This is a genomic window from Acinetobacter sp. AG3 (genome assembly GCF_022343575.1).
GTDB lineage: Bacteria > Pseudomonadota > Gammaproteobacteria > Pseudomonadales > Moraxellaceae > Acinetobacter > Acinetobacter guillouiae.
In genome coordinates this window covers 4,553,736-4,568,556 of record NZ_JAKQZD010000001.1, presented here as the reverse complement: position 1 = coordinate 4,568,556, position 14,821 = coordinate 4,553,736, and the positions used below count along the sequence as shown (strand labels likewise).

16 protein-coding genes and 1 pseudogene are annotated in these 14,821 nt (G+C 39.1%); 7 read left to right on the top strand and 10 right to left on the bottom strand.

What is annotated here, in order from left to right; all coding sequences use genetic code 11:
- The first annotated feature begins 58 nt into the window (after positions 1-58).
- Entirely contained in the window at positions 59-760 is a 702-nt protein-coding gene (locus tag L3V46_RS21340) for an IS1-like element ISPa14 family transposase (RefSeq protein WP_001223318.1), read from the top strand.
- A gap of 26 nt (positions 761-786) precedes the next feature.
- Here L3V46_RS21340 and L3V46_RS21335 read toward each other — a convergent pair.
- Positions 787-2,019: pseudogene (locus L3V46_RS21335) on the bottom strand (TonB-dependent receptor plug domain-containing protein); the annotation flags it as partial.
- Positions 2,020-2,399: 380 nt separating this feature from the next.
- Positions 2,400-2,588, bottom strand: a complete 189-nt coding sequence (locus L3V46_RS21330) for a heavy-metal-associated domain-containing protein (protein ID WP_004818287.1) — start codon at positions 2,586-2,588, stop codon at positions 2,400-2,402.
- 238 nt (positions 2,589-2,826) lie between these two features.
- Between L3V46_RS21330 and L3V46_RS21325 the strand changes: the two genes are divergently transcribed.
- Positions 2,827-3,387 (top strand): DUF4303 domain-containing protein, encoded by a 561-nt coding sequence (locus tag L3V46_RS21325; protein ID WP_239046692.1) that lies wholly within the window; start codon positions 2,827-2,829, stop codon positions 3,385-3,387.
- Positions 3,388-3,439: 52 nt separating this feature from the next.
- Here the strand turns inward: L3V46_RS21325 and purC are convergent, their stop codons facing one another.
- Genes purC through dapA form a run of 3 tightly spaced genes read right to left on the bottom strand, consistent with a single transcriptional unit; the run spans position 3,440 to position 5,717 of the window.
- The gene (gene purC, locus L3V46_RS21320) at positions 3,440-4,159 is read right to left on the bottom strand and encodes a phosphoribosylaminoimidazolesuccinocarboxamide synthase (protein ID WP_004818291.1); all 720 of its coding nucleotides are present in this window, start codon (positions 4,157-4,159) and stop codon (positions 3,440-3,442) included.
- A gap of 37 nt (positions 4,160-4,196) precedes the next feature.
- Entirely contained in the window at positions 4,197-4,805 is a 609-nt protein-coding gene (locus L3V46_RS21315) for a lipoprotein-34 precursor (NlpB) (RefSeq protein WP_239046691.1), read from the bottom strand.
- Between the two features lie 15 nt (positions 4,806-4,820).
- Entirely contained in the window at positions 4,821-5,717 is an 897-nt protein-coding gene (dapA, locus tag L3V46_RS21310; protein ID WP_004718795.1) for a 4-hydroxy-tetrahydrodipicolinate synthase, read from the bottom strand.
- Between the two features lie 485 nt (positions 5,718-6,202).
- On the opposite strand from dapA, the gene pncA reads away from it, so the two are divergent.
- Complete coding sequence (gene pncA, locus L3V46_RS21305) at positions 6,203-6,838, top strand: bifunctional nicotinamidase/pyrazinamidase (RefSeq protein ID WP_239046690.1); 636 nt, start codon at positions 6,203-6,205, stop codon at positions 6,836-6,838.
- Positions 6,839-6,931: 93 nt separating this feature from the next.
- Positions 6,932-7,885: a bile acid:sodium symporter family protein gene (locus L3V46_RS21300; RefSeq protein WP_004718792.1), complete on the top strand. Its 954-nt coding sequence runs from the start codon at positions 6,932-6,934 to the stop codon at positions 7,883-7,885.
- A gap of 60 nt (positions 7,886-7,945) precedes the next feature.
- Here L3V46_RS21300 and L3V46_RS21295 read toward each other — a convergent pair whose 3' ends face one another.
- The 3 genes from L3V46_RS21295 to L3V46_RS21285 all read right to left on the bottom strand — a co-directional run bounded on the left by L3V46_RS21295 (position 7,946) and on the right by L3V46_RS21285 (position 9,874).
- Positions 7,946-8,416, bottom strand: coding sequence for a DUF523 domain-containing protein (locus L3V46_RS21295; RefSeq protein WP_239046689.1), 471 nt, complete (start codon positions 8,414-8,416; stop codon positions 7,946-7,948).
- Complete coding sequence (locus tag L3V46_RS21290) at positions 8,416-8,934, bottom strand: GNAT family N-acetyltransferase (RefSeq protein ID WP_239046688.1); 519 nt, start codon at positions 8,932-8,934, stop codon at positions 8,416-8,418. The genes L3V46_RS21295 and L3V46_RS21290 overlap by 1 nt, the downstream gene beginning before the upstream one ends.
- Positions 8,935-9,256: 322 nt before the next feature.
- On the bottom strand, positions 9,257-9,874 hold the full coding sequence (locus L3V46_RS21285; protein WP_239046687.1) for a nitroreductase family protein: 618 nt from the start codon (positions 9,872-9,874) through the stop codon (positions 9,257-9,259).
- 138 nt (positions 9,875-10,012) lie between these two features.
- On the opposite strand from L3V46_RS21285, the gene L3V46_RS21280 reads away from it, so the two are divergent.
- The 3 genes from L3V46_RS21280 to L3V46_RS21270 all read left to right on the top strand — a co-directional run bounded on the left by L3V46_RS21280 (position 10,013) and on the right by L3V46_RS21270 (position 11,477).
- The gene (locus tag L3V46_RS21280) at positions 10,013-10,624 is read left to right on the top strand and encodes a TetR/AcrR family transcriptional regulator (protein ID WP_239046686.1); all 612 of its coding nucleotides are present in this window, start codon (positions 10,013-10,015) and stop codon (positions 10,622-10,624) included.
- 122 nt (positions 10,625-10,746) lie between these two features.
- The gene (locus tag L3V46_RS21275) at positions 10,747-11,016 is read left to right on the top strand and encodes a DUF4031 domain-containing protein (RefSeq protein ID WP_004718783.1); all 270 of its coding nucleotides are present in this window, start codon (positions 10,747-10,749) and stop codon (positions 11,014-11,016) included.
- 140 nt (positions 11,017-11,156) lie between these two features.
- Positions 11,157-11,477, top strand: coding sequence for a metalloregulator ArsR/SmtB family transcription factor (locus tag L3V46_RS21270; RefSeq protein WP_004718782.1), 321 nt, complete (start codon positions 11,157-11,159; stop codon positions 11,475-11,477).
- Positions 11,478-11,576: 99 nt separating this feature from the next.
- Here L3V46_RS21270 and L3V46_RS21265 read toward each other — a convergent pair whose 3' ends face one another.
- On the bottom strand, positions 11,577-12,548 hold the full coding sequence (locus L3V46_RS21265; RefSeq protein ID WP_239046685.1) for a cation diffusion facilitator family transporter: 972 nt from the start codon (positions 12,546-12,548) through the stop codon (positions 11,577-11,579).
- Positions 12,549-12,973: 425 nt separating this feature from the next.
- Positions 12,974-14,812: a glutamine--fructose-6-phosphate transaminase (isomerizing) gene (gene glmS / locus L3V46_RS21260; RefSeq protein ID WP_239046684.1), complete on the bottom strand. Its 1,839-nt coding sequence runs from the start codon at positions 14,810-14,812 to the stop codon at positions 12,974-12,976.
- Between the last annotated feature and the right edge of the window lie 9 nt (positions 14,813-14,821).

Below are 14,821 nucleotides of genomic sequence, written 5' to 3'. Positions count from 1 at the left end.
GTGGTGTTTCAAAAAGTATGCTGAAACAAAGCAGGTTGAATTTTGATAAAATAGAGAAATGCGAATAACTCTAGAAATCAAATGTCCAACCTGCCTCAGTGACAGTATAAAGAAAAATGGCATCAAAGTAGATGGGAAACAAAACTATCAGTGCAAAGACTGTAAACGTCAGTTTATTGGTGACCATGCTCTGAGCTATCTAGGATGTAATTCAGGCATTACTCGAAAAATATTACAGTTGATGGTCAGAGGTAGTGGTATACGAGATATCGCTGAAGTTGAGCGAATCAGTATCGGTAAAGTTTTACGTACTTTAACCGAATCGACCTACCAAATTCAGCCTAAACAAAGTCATTATGAGTCTCTTGAAGTTGATGAGTTTTGGACTTTTGTGGGAAATAAAAATAATAAACAATGGCTTATTTACGCCTACCATCGAGAAACAGGTGAGATTGTTGCTTATGTTTGGGGTAAAAGAGACTTAGCTACAGTTCAACGATTGAAGACAAAGCTTAAACAATTAGGTATTCACTACACCCGAATTGCAAGTGATCATTGGGACAGTTTCATAACTGCTTTTAAAAACTGCAAGCAAAGTATTGGTAAATTTTTTACTGTAGGTATTGAAGGTAATAATTGCAAAATAAGGCATCGAATTAGGCGCGGTTTTAGAAGGAGTTGTAATTTTTCAAAAAAGATTGAAAACCATTTTAAAGCTTTCGACTTAACCTTTTTTTACATCAATAATGGCTTCATTTAATGTCAGCATACTTTTTGAAACACCACCAAATATTGAGCACCAAACGCCACATTTAATGGACTTGTAAAAGCAGAGATCTCAAATTCTTTTGACAGATCAATATTATAAACAGCTTGAGTATTCTTTAACTGTCCATTATGGAATGAATTTGGTGTTGAACCTGTATCTTTGTATAGATCGACATTGATGGTTTTTGTATTTACATCATATTGGTTTAAGCCATAATTGGCTGAAACATCATAGCGCCAATCTGCGACTTCCCCACGTAAGCCTGCAACGGCACTAAAGTCATCTAATTGACCGCGAATCAGCGGTAAATAACCATTTGGAAATAATGCAGGCACATTGTTCGAGGCATTACTCAAACGATAGAATCCAGCAGTTTCTGCATTACGATGGCTATAGGTTGAAAAGCCATATAATTCAACAGTATCACTGAGATCAAAACCAGCATTAACAGAAGCTTTTACCTCATCAGATTTTGGATCACCAAAACGAAAAGTTCTTTGTCCGTATGTAGTAGCGTTTGGATCACGAAGGTCTAAACCTGCGCGATTGGTTGCTTCATTGTCCTGCCATTCACCGGAAAAAATGGCATAACCATAATTGCCCAGTTGAGTACCGCCCGAGACATAGGATTGTTTTTGTTCACCATCACCTTTGTCATAAATATCGTAGCGAATACCTGCATCACCTGTTTTAGGATCAGACTTTAAGATAATGTTGACGACACCAGCAATTGCATCTGAACCATAGCGAGCAGATGCACCTTCTCTAAGTACTTCAATACGGCTGATGGCAGAAATCGGAATGGCATTTAAATCGGTCGGTGCTGAACCACGTCCAATGGTACCCCCAAGGTTAATAAATGCCCCAGTATGGCGACGTTTGCCATTCACTAAGACCAAAACTTGATCAGGAGAAAGCCCTTTTAGTTGCACTGGGCGAACGAGTTCTGTTCCATCGACAACGGTTGGACGAGGAAAGTTAATCGAGGGGATAATTTTAGCCAGCGCCGTACCTAACTCACTTGAACCTGTACGTTCTGTCAATTCCGCTGCACTAATCACATCAATCGGTTGTAAGGAATCTGTTTTAGAACGTTTTAGCGAACGTGTACCTGTGACAACAATGGTATCAAGTGTTTTAACTTCTTGGTTGGCTGGAATCTGTTCCGCAGCATAGGCGTGTGGATACAGAAATGTAAAAACTAAGCTGGCGGTCAGGCTTAATGAATATCGTTTTGATAATGTACGCATAACTCTATTTTGTAGCTCTTTTTGTAACGGTTTGTTGTGATCATAGTGAGCTTGAGATTATTTAGAAAACAACTTTTAAAAATATAAATAGAATAAAATCTGCAAAGTGCCTTGTTATTTAAAGTGATCTCAGTTTTGAAATCTAGATTTTAGCATGCGATGTTTTATAGGAAGTTTGATGCACAATCTTTTGAAATTATTGATAAACCATATAATTTTAAACGGCTCAGTGATGAGGCGATGATATTGAATCAAGTTGATGAAATATAGTGATGATCAACAATTTACATCAGCAAAAGCCCAGTTTGATCAGTTTATATTTGCTTTAATGCAAAAGGGCTACCTTAAATTGATAGCCCTTTTCACTTTATTCAATCAGCTTAGCGTGGAGGAAAACCCGCTTCTGATAATGCGTCAACCACTTGTTGCTGTGTTGCTGTTGTTTCAACTTTAACGCTGTGACTTGGTGGATCGGCAATCACCTTGGCATTTTCATCTACAGATTGAATTGCTTTGGTTACACCACGTGCACAACCACCACAGGTCATATTTTCAATATAAAATTCCATATCTCACCCTGCTCTAAGAAGACTTAAACTTAAGATAAACCTTACCATAATTGTAAGGTCAAGTTTTAATGTTTAAAGTTTCATCGCAACGCTTTTTCAAAAATAATTTACAGTATTTTTTAAGTCGTCGATTGCTGAATTTTTTACGAATGCTAAATGCCAACATAGGCGAATGGTTTATATACAGAATTTATGCTTTGATAGTAAACTCTGCATTGAAATTGTGAATGATAAGAACATGATGATGAATAAAGAGCATTTATATTCAGTGATTTACCAAGACATTCAAGATGCTTTCGCTGAGATTCAGCAGCTTACACAAGATCAGCATTTATGTGCTATTGGTTTGGGAATGGTTGAGGATTTCTGTGGTTTCTTTTATGTAGGATGCACATTAGAACAATTAAAAACCTTTGAAGACGTCTATGAAGCGTGGTGGATTTCAGAATGGAGTTGTTCAAGTACTGCCAATAATCGTGTTCACGATGCAATCACGGCTTTGTATCAGGACTTGGGAGAGGATTATACAGATGAGCAATATAGTGAATTGCAAGCGCACTATCAAAAGACCATTATTCAAGCATTACAAGATTTAAGAATACAAGGAAAATTAAAAAACCAACACGGTGAAGAAATTATTGTCATTATTCAATATGCAGACTCCTCCGATGAAGATTTTGAGGACATCAGTTTTCCACAAATTAATCCTGAGTTTTTAGTACCTTTGTTTGAAAACCGCTTTCAGAAAAAAGCTGGTGAAAATTTATATGATTACCTATTAGAAAAATCAGCATCTTAAAATAACAAACCGAGCTAAAAAGCTCGGTTTTTGAAGAATCAGTATCTAAAAATTAGATATCTGAAAGATCTACACCAATACGAGTAGCCACTTCTTCATAAGCTTCAACAACACCACCTAAACCTTGACGGAAACGGTCTTTGTCGAGTTTTTTCTTGGTGTCTTTATCCCATAGACGGCAACCGTCTGGAGAGAATTCGTCACCCAATACGATACGGTCATGGAACACGCCAAATTCAAGTTTAAAATCAACAAGAAGCATGTTGCCTTGAGCGAATAAGTCTTTCAGCACAACATTGACTTTTTGAGTCAATTCTTTCATTTGTGCCAATTGTTCAGCATTTGCCCAACCCAATGCAATTGCTTGAGACTCGTTCACCATAGGATCGCCTAAAGCGTCATCTTTGAAGAACAATTCAAATGTTGGTGGAACAAGCTCTAAACCTTCTTCGACACCCAAACGACGGCATAATGAACCTGCAGCATAATTACGCATTACACATTCAACAGGGATCATTTGCAATTTTTTCACTAAAACTTCAGTTGGAGAAAGAAGTTTTTCGAAGTGTGTTTCAATACCAGCTGCAGCCAGTTTTTCCATGATAAAGGCATTAAAACGGTTGTTCACCTTACCTTTACGGTCTAGTTGCTCTATTTTTTCGCCATTAAATGCAGAAGCATCGTCACGGAAAACTAGAATTAGATGATCCGCGCTATCTGTTTCATAAACAGATTTCGCTTTACCAGTATAGAGCAAGGTTTGTTTTAACATGGGGGAACCTTTTGCAAAAAAAAATTGCCTAGAACGACTAGGCTGGCCAGTTTTGGTAAATCTGGGTTAATAGTTCTGCAGCTTTTTCTTTGTCTGCAAAGCTATTATCGGCGTTAAACACAGCAAGTGTGTTACTTGAACCTACAGAATTAAGCTTCAATACATAAGTTGAATTATCGATTTTTACAGTTGCCTCATTGGCATTTTTGCTTTGGCCGATAACCTTATGATTTAAGCTACTGAGGGTCGCAAGTGCGTACTGCCAAATTGTAGCAGAATTTCCATCAATTTTGATCAGTGGATTGCCATTTCCATCAGTTAAAATTTGAGGACGACCAACACTTTCAGTTGATACAGAAACTTCATCAGCAGGTGCACTGATTTGAGCAACATCTGGACGAGGAACCTCGTAACGGTTGCCTCGTTTATTTTCAAATTTTGGTGCATGCTGAAGTGCAAGAGGGTCAACAATAGGAGCTGGATACATTGGCGTTGCAGGTCTAACTGTTGAACCTTCAGGGTAGCTAAGTGGCTCTACAGTGGTCGTGTTTTTATAATCTAAAGAACCATTGCTGATTCCAAGGGAACTACAACCCGCCAAGCTTAAAGCTGAAATGGCAAGAGTTAAACCTAAACGTAATTGCATAATACTAAGCTCTTATTAAATGAGACCCACTGCTTTGAGTTCTTCACGCAGTGGTGCACGGTATTGTTCTGCTAGGGGAGTTAATGGTAAGCGAATGCCAGTACCAATTAATTCCATTTCATGAAGTGCCCATTTCACTGGAATTGGGTTCGATTCGCAAAATAGAATATTGTTTAATTTTGCAACTTGGTCATCTTTGCTTTTCGCTGTTGCAGCATCACCTGCAATTGCAGCGGCACAAAGTTCGCTCATGATTTTTGGTGCAATATTTGCTGTCACTGAAATATTGCCGTGGGCGCCTAACTGAATCAATTCACTCGCAGTCGCATCATCACCTGAATACACCACCATGTTTTTGCCTTTTAAGCCATCAATCAGCTCTTTACCACGGGGAACATCGCCAGTCGCATCTTTAATTCCTACGATTTGAGGAATATCTGCTAAACGAATCGCGGTGTCGTTGTGCAGATCTACACCAGTACGACCAGGTACGTTGTAAAGAATGATAGGTAAATCAACAGCTTCAGCAACAGCCTTATAGTGTTGGAATAAACCTTCTTGCGTTGGTTTGTTATAATAAGGGGTAACTAAAAGTGCGGCATCTGCGCCGAGTTGTTTGGCTTCTTTGGTGAGTTCAATCGCTTCGTGTGTCGAGTTTGCACCAGTACCGGCAATAATTGGAATACGTTTATTGGCAACACGGATAATTTCTTTAATTACTTCTGTGTGTTCTGCCATGCTAAGAGTAGATGCTTCGCCAGTTGTACCGACAGCAACAATACTATTAGTGCCTTGTTCTATGTGCCACTCAACGAGCTTCTCGAGACCCTTCCAATCTACGCTGCCATCTTCAAACATAGGGGTGACGATTGCGACAATTGAGCCTTGAATGGTCTGTGCTTGCTGAGTCATTTTAAAAAAATATCCTATTTTTCCATCCACATGCGTTTGAGTAAACAAGGATTGGGATGGTTGCAGTATTTTGATTTGAGCGTGAAACAATCATCTTAAAGATTGCCTAATGCTTATGCAAATTATGACTGATTCAGCGTGTCAGAACAATATGCTTTAGTCAAAGCTTGGAAATTCTTTAACAAAAGCAACAAATCACTCACATTTCCAAGCAATTTTTTTTAATTTTCAGTTTTTTATCAAACTTGAACAGCGTGCAGTTTTAATCCCAATGCTGGGTAAAATCTATTCGCGCTAGAAAACAATTTTCTATTGGGCGGCGGAGTCTCGCCGTTTAGAATCTAGCGAACCGTTCTAGATGATTTCACGATTGATTTTGATAAGACGCTCGCAAATGTAGGCTTTTTTATTGTATGTTGAGTCATCGAGTGTTTAAATTTTTACGATTAAAATAATAGTCATTTGGCCAATATAAGGGTAGGGAAATGTTGCAATCTGAGCGTAGTGCCTTGATCGTTGTTGATGTACAAAATGGTTTCACTTCAGGGGGAAATTTAGAAGTTGCTCATGCTGAGCAAATCATTCCAACCATCAATCAATTGGCACTACATTTTGACAATATCGTACTGACCCAAGATTGGCATCCTGAAAACCATATTTCATTTGTTGAGAATCATCCCAACCGTAAAGCTTATGAGCTGATTCAATTAGATTACGGCCCGCAAGTATTGTGGCCATCACACTGTGTACAAGGGAGTAAAGATGCTGAATTTCATCCTGATCTAAACATACCAACTGCACAACTGATCATTCGTAAAGGCTTTCGTTCTCAAATTGACAGCTATTCAGCCTTTATGGAAGCCGATCATAAAACAACTACAGGTTTGGCGGGCTATCTTAAAGAGCGTGGTATAGATACGGTGTATATCGTGGGGATTGCAACAGATTTCTGTGTCGCATGGACGGCCATGGATGCCGCCAAATTAGGCTTTAAAGCCTTCGTGATTTCGGACGCGACCAAAGCGATTGATTTACATGGTTCTTTACAACACGCATGGCAGGAAATGCTGGCTGTCGGTGTAAAACGCGTGATCTCAAAAGAGATTTTCAACGCAGCATAAGCATCAAGACTTGCATCATTTGAGAAATATTACTGCTTTAGAACATCTTGTTTTAAGATAAGCCGAAATCCTCAATCTGCTTGGGTAGGGACAATGTCAGCAATTTTACGTTTTAGTCAGTTTGTACAAAAAACTTTTGCCCTATGGGTTGTGGTCTTTGCTTTTATTGCCTTATGTTTTCCAGCAGCATTTGTCTGGATGAAAGCATATATTCCATGGGTTTTAGGGATTATCATGCTGGGGATGGGCATGACCATGACCGTGGACGAATTTAAGAATGTCTTGTCAAATCCCAAAGCAGTTGTGATCGGTGTCGTTGCACATTTTGTGGTGATGCCTAGTGTGGCATTCTTTCTCTGTAAAGTTTTTAATTTACCACCCGAAATTGCGGTAGGGGTAATCCTTGTCGGCTGTTGCCCCGGAGGGACAGCATCCAATGTCATCACCTATATGGCCAAAGGAAATACTGCTTTATCCGTCACATGTACATCTGTTTCAACGTTTTTAGCGCCTATTTTGACACCTGCAATATTCTATGTGTTAGCCAGCCAGTGGATTCCGATTGATGCGGGTTCAATGTTTATCGATATTCTTAAAGTGGTGATTTTTCCAATTATTTTGGGCGTGATTTTAAGAAGCCTATTTAAACAAAAGACCGAGCAATATATTCAAGTGATGCCTTTGATCTCTGTGGTTGCCATTGTAGTGATCGTGGCAGCAATTATTGCAGCCAGTAAGGCTTCAATTTTGCAATCGGGCTTGCTGATTTTGGGTGTGGTGATTTTACATAATGGTTTAGGCTTTTTATTAGGGTATTGGGCAAGTCGTCTATTCAACTTATCTTATCCTGACTCCAAAGCTGTTGCGATTGAAGTGGGAATGCAAAATTCTGGTTTAGGTGTGACCTTAGCGGCGATACATTTTGCTGCATCTCCAATAACCGCAGTGCCAAGTGCTATTTTTAGTTTATGGCATAATATTTCTGGACCTGTTTTAGCCACCTATTGGGCAGCGAAAGCCGATAAAATGGCTGAAAATAAACAATAATACTATTTTAAAATTTACGTTTCATTTAGAGAGCCTTGGCTCTCTTTTTATTTATAGTGCTTATTCATGCGCTAACTGTTTTAAAAATTCATCCTCAGTGAGCACGCTAAAGCCATGTTGTTCGAGTAGGGCTGCAGTAACCCCTTTGCCTGATATTTTATGCCCTGAAAATGATCCATCATAAATCATCTGTGAACCACAAGAAGGACTGTTGGCTTTTAAAATAATATGTGTAACTTGATGGTATTGGGCGAGTTTTAGGGTTTTTTCTGCACCTAGAATAAATTCAGCCGAAACATCATCACCATTGGCGTCTTTTACTTTGGCTTGTCCCCTTAAAACCTGATAACCATCACCACCTACGATTTCAGCAGGCTGTCGAGGTGTACTTAAGCCGCCTGAAACTTCAGGACAAATCACCACGGCTTGTTGAGTGTCTAGCAGTTGTTTAAGCTTGTCTTGTAGGCAGTTCTTGGCATCGTAGCGAACATTTTCACCTACAAGACATGCACTAATCAGATATTTTTTCATTATCTTGAGGTTAATTCGAGTTGCATTAAATCCATACCAATATCATATAAATCTGTTTTAAAGTCGATGCTTAATTTCTCTGTAAAAGCAAAATTTTGATAGAATTTTTTTGCACGGGTATTGGTTGTTAATACTTCCAAAAATACAGAAGCTTGTTGATGTTCACGTGCAATATCAATCGCATTTTGCATAAGCGCAGATGCAAAATTTTTCCCAACCGCTTCTTTACGCAAGTAAATTTTCTGTAATTCTGCACCAATAATATCTAAATGTGGTTCATATTGGTTGAGCTTTAACTTGGCATATCCAATAATTTGCGCTTGTTCATTTTCAAGCAATAACCAAATTTGATCAGGATCTTGCAGAGATTCGGACAAATTTTCTAAACTAAAATTTTGATCGAGAAAATTTTGTAGGCCTTGTTCTGACCAAAGATCAGCAAAATGTTGGCGATATGTGGTGCAGGCAAGCTGATTGAGTTGCTTGAGATGGGTTGGTGTGGCTGGATAAATTTTCATTATATTTTGGCATCAAATGACGCTTTGCTATACCTTGAATTTGTATTCAATCATGGATGAATTTCATGGGATAATCTTAGCTGATTATTCGGCTTCAGGAAGTGTGACTAGCGCTTTCCAAGAAAGATCTATTTCGCAGAGCTTTCTACTATGACCAACCAAAACCATCTTATCGCTTAGATCTTAGAAGCTGGCTTCAATCCACGCTATCGCCCATTAGACTTACCATTTCATCTCACTGTATAGCAAAAGACCACAACCAAGATTATTAGTTTAGATACGTAATATATACATTATGGTAAATGGCATCTAAGCCGTGTGATTAAATAAAATCCAGCACTTCATTAACTGGGCGACGTGGTTTTTGTGGCCAGTTTTCGGGGAGGGCTTTACCTACAGAAAGAAGTAGAAGAGGGATTTCATTATCAGATAAGGAAAATTCTTTGGTCACAGCCTGAGCATCGAAACCGATCATGGGTGTTGAGCCTAGGCCTAGTGCATGAGCTGCATAAATGAGTGCTGTCGCACCAATACTCCCAGTACGTATGGCCTCATCACGTTGACGCTGCGGTTGCTCAAAATACAGACCACGTGAAGCATTTTCTAGCACGGATAGCATTTCTGCTGGCATGATCCCAGCTTCTACTGCTGGTGTTAGACGCTCTGGCAGTATGTGGTAATCAATTAATTGACCACAAATGATGAACGTCACAGCAGCATCAGTAATTTTAGGCTGATCCCAAGCAATTTTACGTAGCCGAGCTTTGGCTTCGGCTGTGCGTACTGCAATAAAATGCCAGTTCTGGAAATTAAAAGATGTGGGTGCAGTCGTGGCGATTTTTACCAGTTCATAAATTTGCTCATCACTCAAGGTGATGCTTGGGTCGTATAGGTTAGTTGTTGTACGACTCATGATAGATTTGATAATGTCGTTAGTCATGATGATTCCTCTCATTGGGGAGCTGAACATTTTTTAATTAATTATGTATCGAACGATATAAATGTAAGTGCGGTTGCTCAAGTTGTCAATAACTTTTATATCGATTAGTATATAAGTGGGTAGAAGTAGGAGCTTTTAATGGCTAAAATGGGCCGTCCCCGTGCGTTTGACCGAGATGAGGCGATTCTACAGGCGATGCATTTGTTTTGGGAGTATGGTTATGAATCGACTTCATTAGCTTTATTAAAAGAAAAGATTGGGGGGGGGATTACAGCTCCTAGTTTTTATGCAGCTTTTGGTTCAAAAGAGAAATTGTTTCAGGAAGTCGTTGAACGTTATACAACAACTTATGGTCAGGTCAATCTCAGCTTATGGGATCAACATCTACCACCTCGTGATGCGATTGAATTGGCTTTACGACGTTCTGCCAAAATGCAGACAGAGAAAACACATCCTAAAGGATGTTTTATTGTAATTGCAGCAAATACCTGTTCACCTGAACATCAGCATGTTCAAAGCTTATTGGCTGAACAACGTGCACTTACACGAGCGGGATTTGAACAATGTATTCAACGTGCAGTTGATTCAGGTGAGCTTGTAGCCCAAACCAAGGTTGAAGCCTTTGCTGCGGTATTTAATGGTTTTCTACAAGGGATTACGGTCTTGGCTCGTGATGGTTTATCTCATCAAGTACTCCATGATGCAATCACTGAAATCATGCGGAATTGGGAAGAGCACACAACTCGTTAGGTCTTCTAAAGTCCCAATTTACTTCAGTTTTATTGACCTATTATCCATATGAGTTGTCCTTATTCATTTATGGATGAGTTTCATGGGATAATCAATCCGAAATAGGGAAAATGAATCTTGTTATGAGTGTGTATGTCGATCGCGCAAAAGTTCCTTTTAAAGGCCAAGAATGGTGTCATTTGATGGCAGATACACTGGAGGAATTACATCACTTTGCGCAAATGTTGGAAATCGATGCCCGTTTATTTCATCGCTCAGCCTCTTATCCGCATTATGATATTACCCTGCAAATGCGTGTGATGGCGATTGCTTATGGCGCAATTGATGCCGATCGAAAAACCATTATTGCTTGTGGAAAGAAGCTGAAGTTACAACTCAACCAATCTTTATAAAGAATTGGTTTTTTATTTAAGCTTGATAAAACCGAACCTCCAGAAAAAGACTTTATCGCGATTAAGTCTTGTCCTTATGAGAAGCACCAGAGTAGAATCTTTTATGATGAAAAATTATGAACAACGATTGTGATTAATATATGACTTTTAAAGACGGCTCAACAGAAATATCGCAAGACGAGATTATTATTCTGGCTGAAACTTTTCGACTTTTAGGAGATGCCTCACGTCTCAGAATTCTTTTATTCTGTATGCGTGGACCTAGTCCAGTTGGCGATATTTGTGAAGCACTCGATTTGTCGCAATCTTTGGTTAGTCATCATTTACGTTTATTACGTTCAGCACGCTTGGTGAAAAGTGAGCGTCAGGCCAAACAAGTCTTATATGAAATCGCTGATACGCATGTCAGTCATGTTTTGTCTGATATGGCAAAACATATTGCAGAAGAGCAGTGTGGTTAAATTTTCTATTTTTTAAATCGATTATTAAAAGCAAAATGTGGATGCCACAAGGCAACAATCAATGACCTTGTGGCAATTTGTGCTTGATCCATATTGATCTTAATGACTATGTCCAGCATGAGGATCAATTTTTGTCTGTTTTTCAAGGCTACAGCTGCTATCACCTTGCCAATCAATCGCGACAGTTGGATGTTCAATATCAAATTTGGTTTTTAATTCATGTTCAATTTGTTCGGTGAGTGTCTTGATATCAACACCTGCTTCAGGTTGGACATGTAATGTTGCCATTGCTCTTCCTGAAGTAATCATCCATACATGAATATGGCTAATTTTCTGAATGCCTTGAACGGATTTTAATAAGTGAGTGGTGATATCTGTTGTATTCGCATTGGCAGGCGCACCTTCTAACAAAATATGAATGGTTTGTTTAAACAAAGACCATGCACTGCGCAATACAAGTAATGATACAAGTACAGACAAAATCGGATCAATCGGTGTCCAGCCTGAGTACCAGATGACGATTGCAGCAATAATTGCAGCAACAGAACCCAATAAGTCACCCATCACGTGCAGAATTGCACCTTTGATATTTACATGATCCGTATCATCTCGTGTGAGATACCATAAAACAAAGATATTCACCAACATACCAACAATTGCGACGATAAACATCGGTCCTGCAAGTACGGGTTGAGGTGATTGAAAGCGTACAATTGCTTCATAGACGATCCATCCAACAATTCCAAACAGGGTTAGAGAATTGATCAGGCCTGCAATTACTTCAAAGCGCATATAGCCGAAAGTACGTGATTTATCCGCAGTACGACGCCCAAAGCGAAACGCTGCATATGCTAATCCTAATGCAAGTGCATCCGTCATCATATGGCCTGCATCAGCTAACAGTGCCAGTGAACCAGATATGATTCCCCCAGCAGCTTCAACAAGCATAAAACTGAAAATAATGAAGAAAGAAATCAGAATTTTTCTTTCATTTCCTGTAGTTGCTTCTGGTACATGTGCGTGGTTGTGATCACTATGGCTATTATGGGGATGATTATGATTATGTCCCATAAGGACCTCTGAATTGGATTATTTACATATGAATATATGTTCATATGTTTGTTTTGTCAAATAACTTCATGTTAATTTTTTATTGCATTGTGAATCAAAATTTCAAAAAACTGATGCCATAAGGCACTTAGGTTTAATAAAACAGAATGAAGTTTTAAAGCGGACTGATTCAGTTTCGGGCTTATCTACTTTGATGCGAAGTAAAAAAGAAGGCTATTTTTCGCTCAGGGATTTTGTCAGTTCAAATTTAGAAGGATTGTTCTGGTTGAGGTTATTTAAATTGATGTTTCTATAAAAATTAGGCATAAAAAATCCACACATTCATGCAATTTTAGCGCATGCTTTGTGTGGATTACTTAAGCTATTGATATATGTATGAAACTTAATTTATTTCATACACATATGCTCAATGAGTAACTGATTGATTATTCAACCGTAACTGATTTTGCTAAATTACGAGGTTGGTCTACATCAGTACCACGTAATACCGCAACATGATAAGACAGTAACTGTACTGGGATACTGTAAGCAATCGGCGCTAACCAAGTATTGACCGTTGGAACATAGACAACATGTTGACGATCTTTAGCCACGATACCGCTATTTTCATCTGCGAAAACAAACAGCTCACCACCACGTGCTTGGACTTCTTCCATATTGGATTTAAGTTTATCCAGCATGTCATCATTCGGTGCAAGAATCACCACAGGCATATCATTGTCGACCAATGCCAGTGGGCCATGTTTCAATTCGCCTGCAGCATAACCTTCAGCATGAATATATGAAATTTCTTTAAGTTTTAATGCACCTTCAAGCGCAATTGGGAATTCTGTACCGCGACCCAAGAACAAGCAATGCTGTTTCTCTTTAAACAGAACAGACAAACGTAAAATTTCTGTATCATTTTGTAAGGTATCCAAAATGACTTTAGGGATATGCCACAGCGCCGAAGCGATTTCATCAAGACGTTCAGCTGAAATGGTTTGCTTAACCTGACCAAGTTTAAGGGTCAATAGCATCAAAGCTGCGAGCTGTGTGGTGAACGCTTTGGTTGATGCGACCCCAATTTCAGGACCAGCCAAGGTTAATAAATGATGATTTGTTTCACGAACCATAGACGAGGTCGCGACATTACAAATCGTCATGGTGTAGATATTTAAGCCTTTTGCTTTAGCACGCTTTTGTGTATCACGTAATGCAGCCAAGGTATCTGCAGTTTCACCTGATTGGGAAATACAGACATACAAGGTGTTATCTACAATCACAGGCGAGCGATAACGGAACTCGCTGGCAATTTCGACTTGGCAAGGCAGATCAATCAGCTGTTCAAACCAATATTTTGCAATCATTCCTGCATGGTAGCTGGTACCACAAGCAAGCACCTGAATTTGCTGAACATTTTTAAAATCTATGTTTGCATTTTGTAAGAAATCTTCTCGTAGTGTATTGCCATTTAAAGCTTGAGAAATCGTTTGTTGAATTGCTTCAGGTTGCTCAAAAATTTCTTTGAGCATGTAGTGTTTATACTCACCTTTAGAGGCATTACTCACGGTTGCATCCAGCTCTTTCACTGGACGATCAACCAATTGATCATTAACAAAAACTTCAATCGTTTCACGAGTTAAACGCGCAATATCACCTTCTTCAAGATAGATAAAACGGTTGGTCACAGGCAATAGTGCCAATTGGTCTGAACTAATAAAGTTCTCACCGATACCGACACCAATGACTAAAGGTGAGCCTTCACGAACAGCAATTAATTCATCTGGGTAATCGGTATGTACAATCCCCAGTGCATAAGCGCCTTTCAGTTGAGGTACGATTTCTTCAACGGCTTTTAATAAATTTGGTGATGATTTCAGTGCTTCAGTAATTAAGTGAGCAACGACTTCAGTATCGGTTTGTGATGTAAACACATAACCCAAAGCTTCAAGATCATCTTTAAGCTCTTGGTAGTTTTCAATAATACCGTTATGTACCACTGCAACATGGCCAGAAATATGCGGATGGGCATTATTTTCAGTTGGTTTACCATGGGTTGCCCAACGAGTGTGTGCAATACCCACAGAACCTAAAATATTCGACTCTGCAACCGCACCTTCTAAATTTGCAACTTTACCGACACGACGTTCACGTAAGATTTGCCCCTGATCAACCAGTGCAACACCCGCAGAGTCATAACCACGATATTCAAGACGTTTTAGGCCTTCAATTAAAATATTTGTAATGCTTCGTTCAGCAACGCCACCAACAATACCGCACATAATAATATC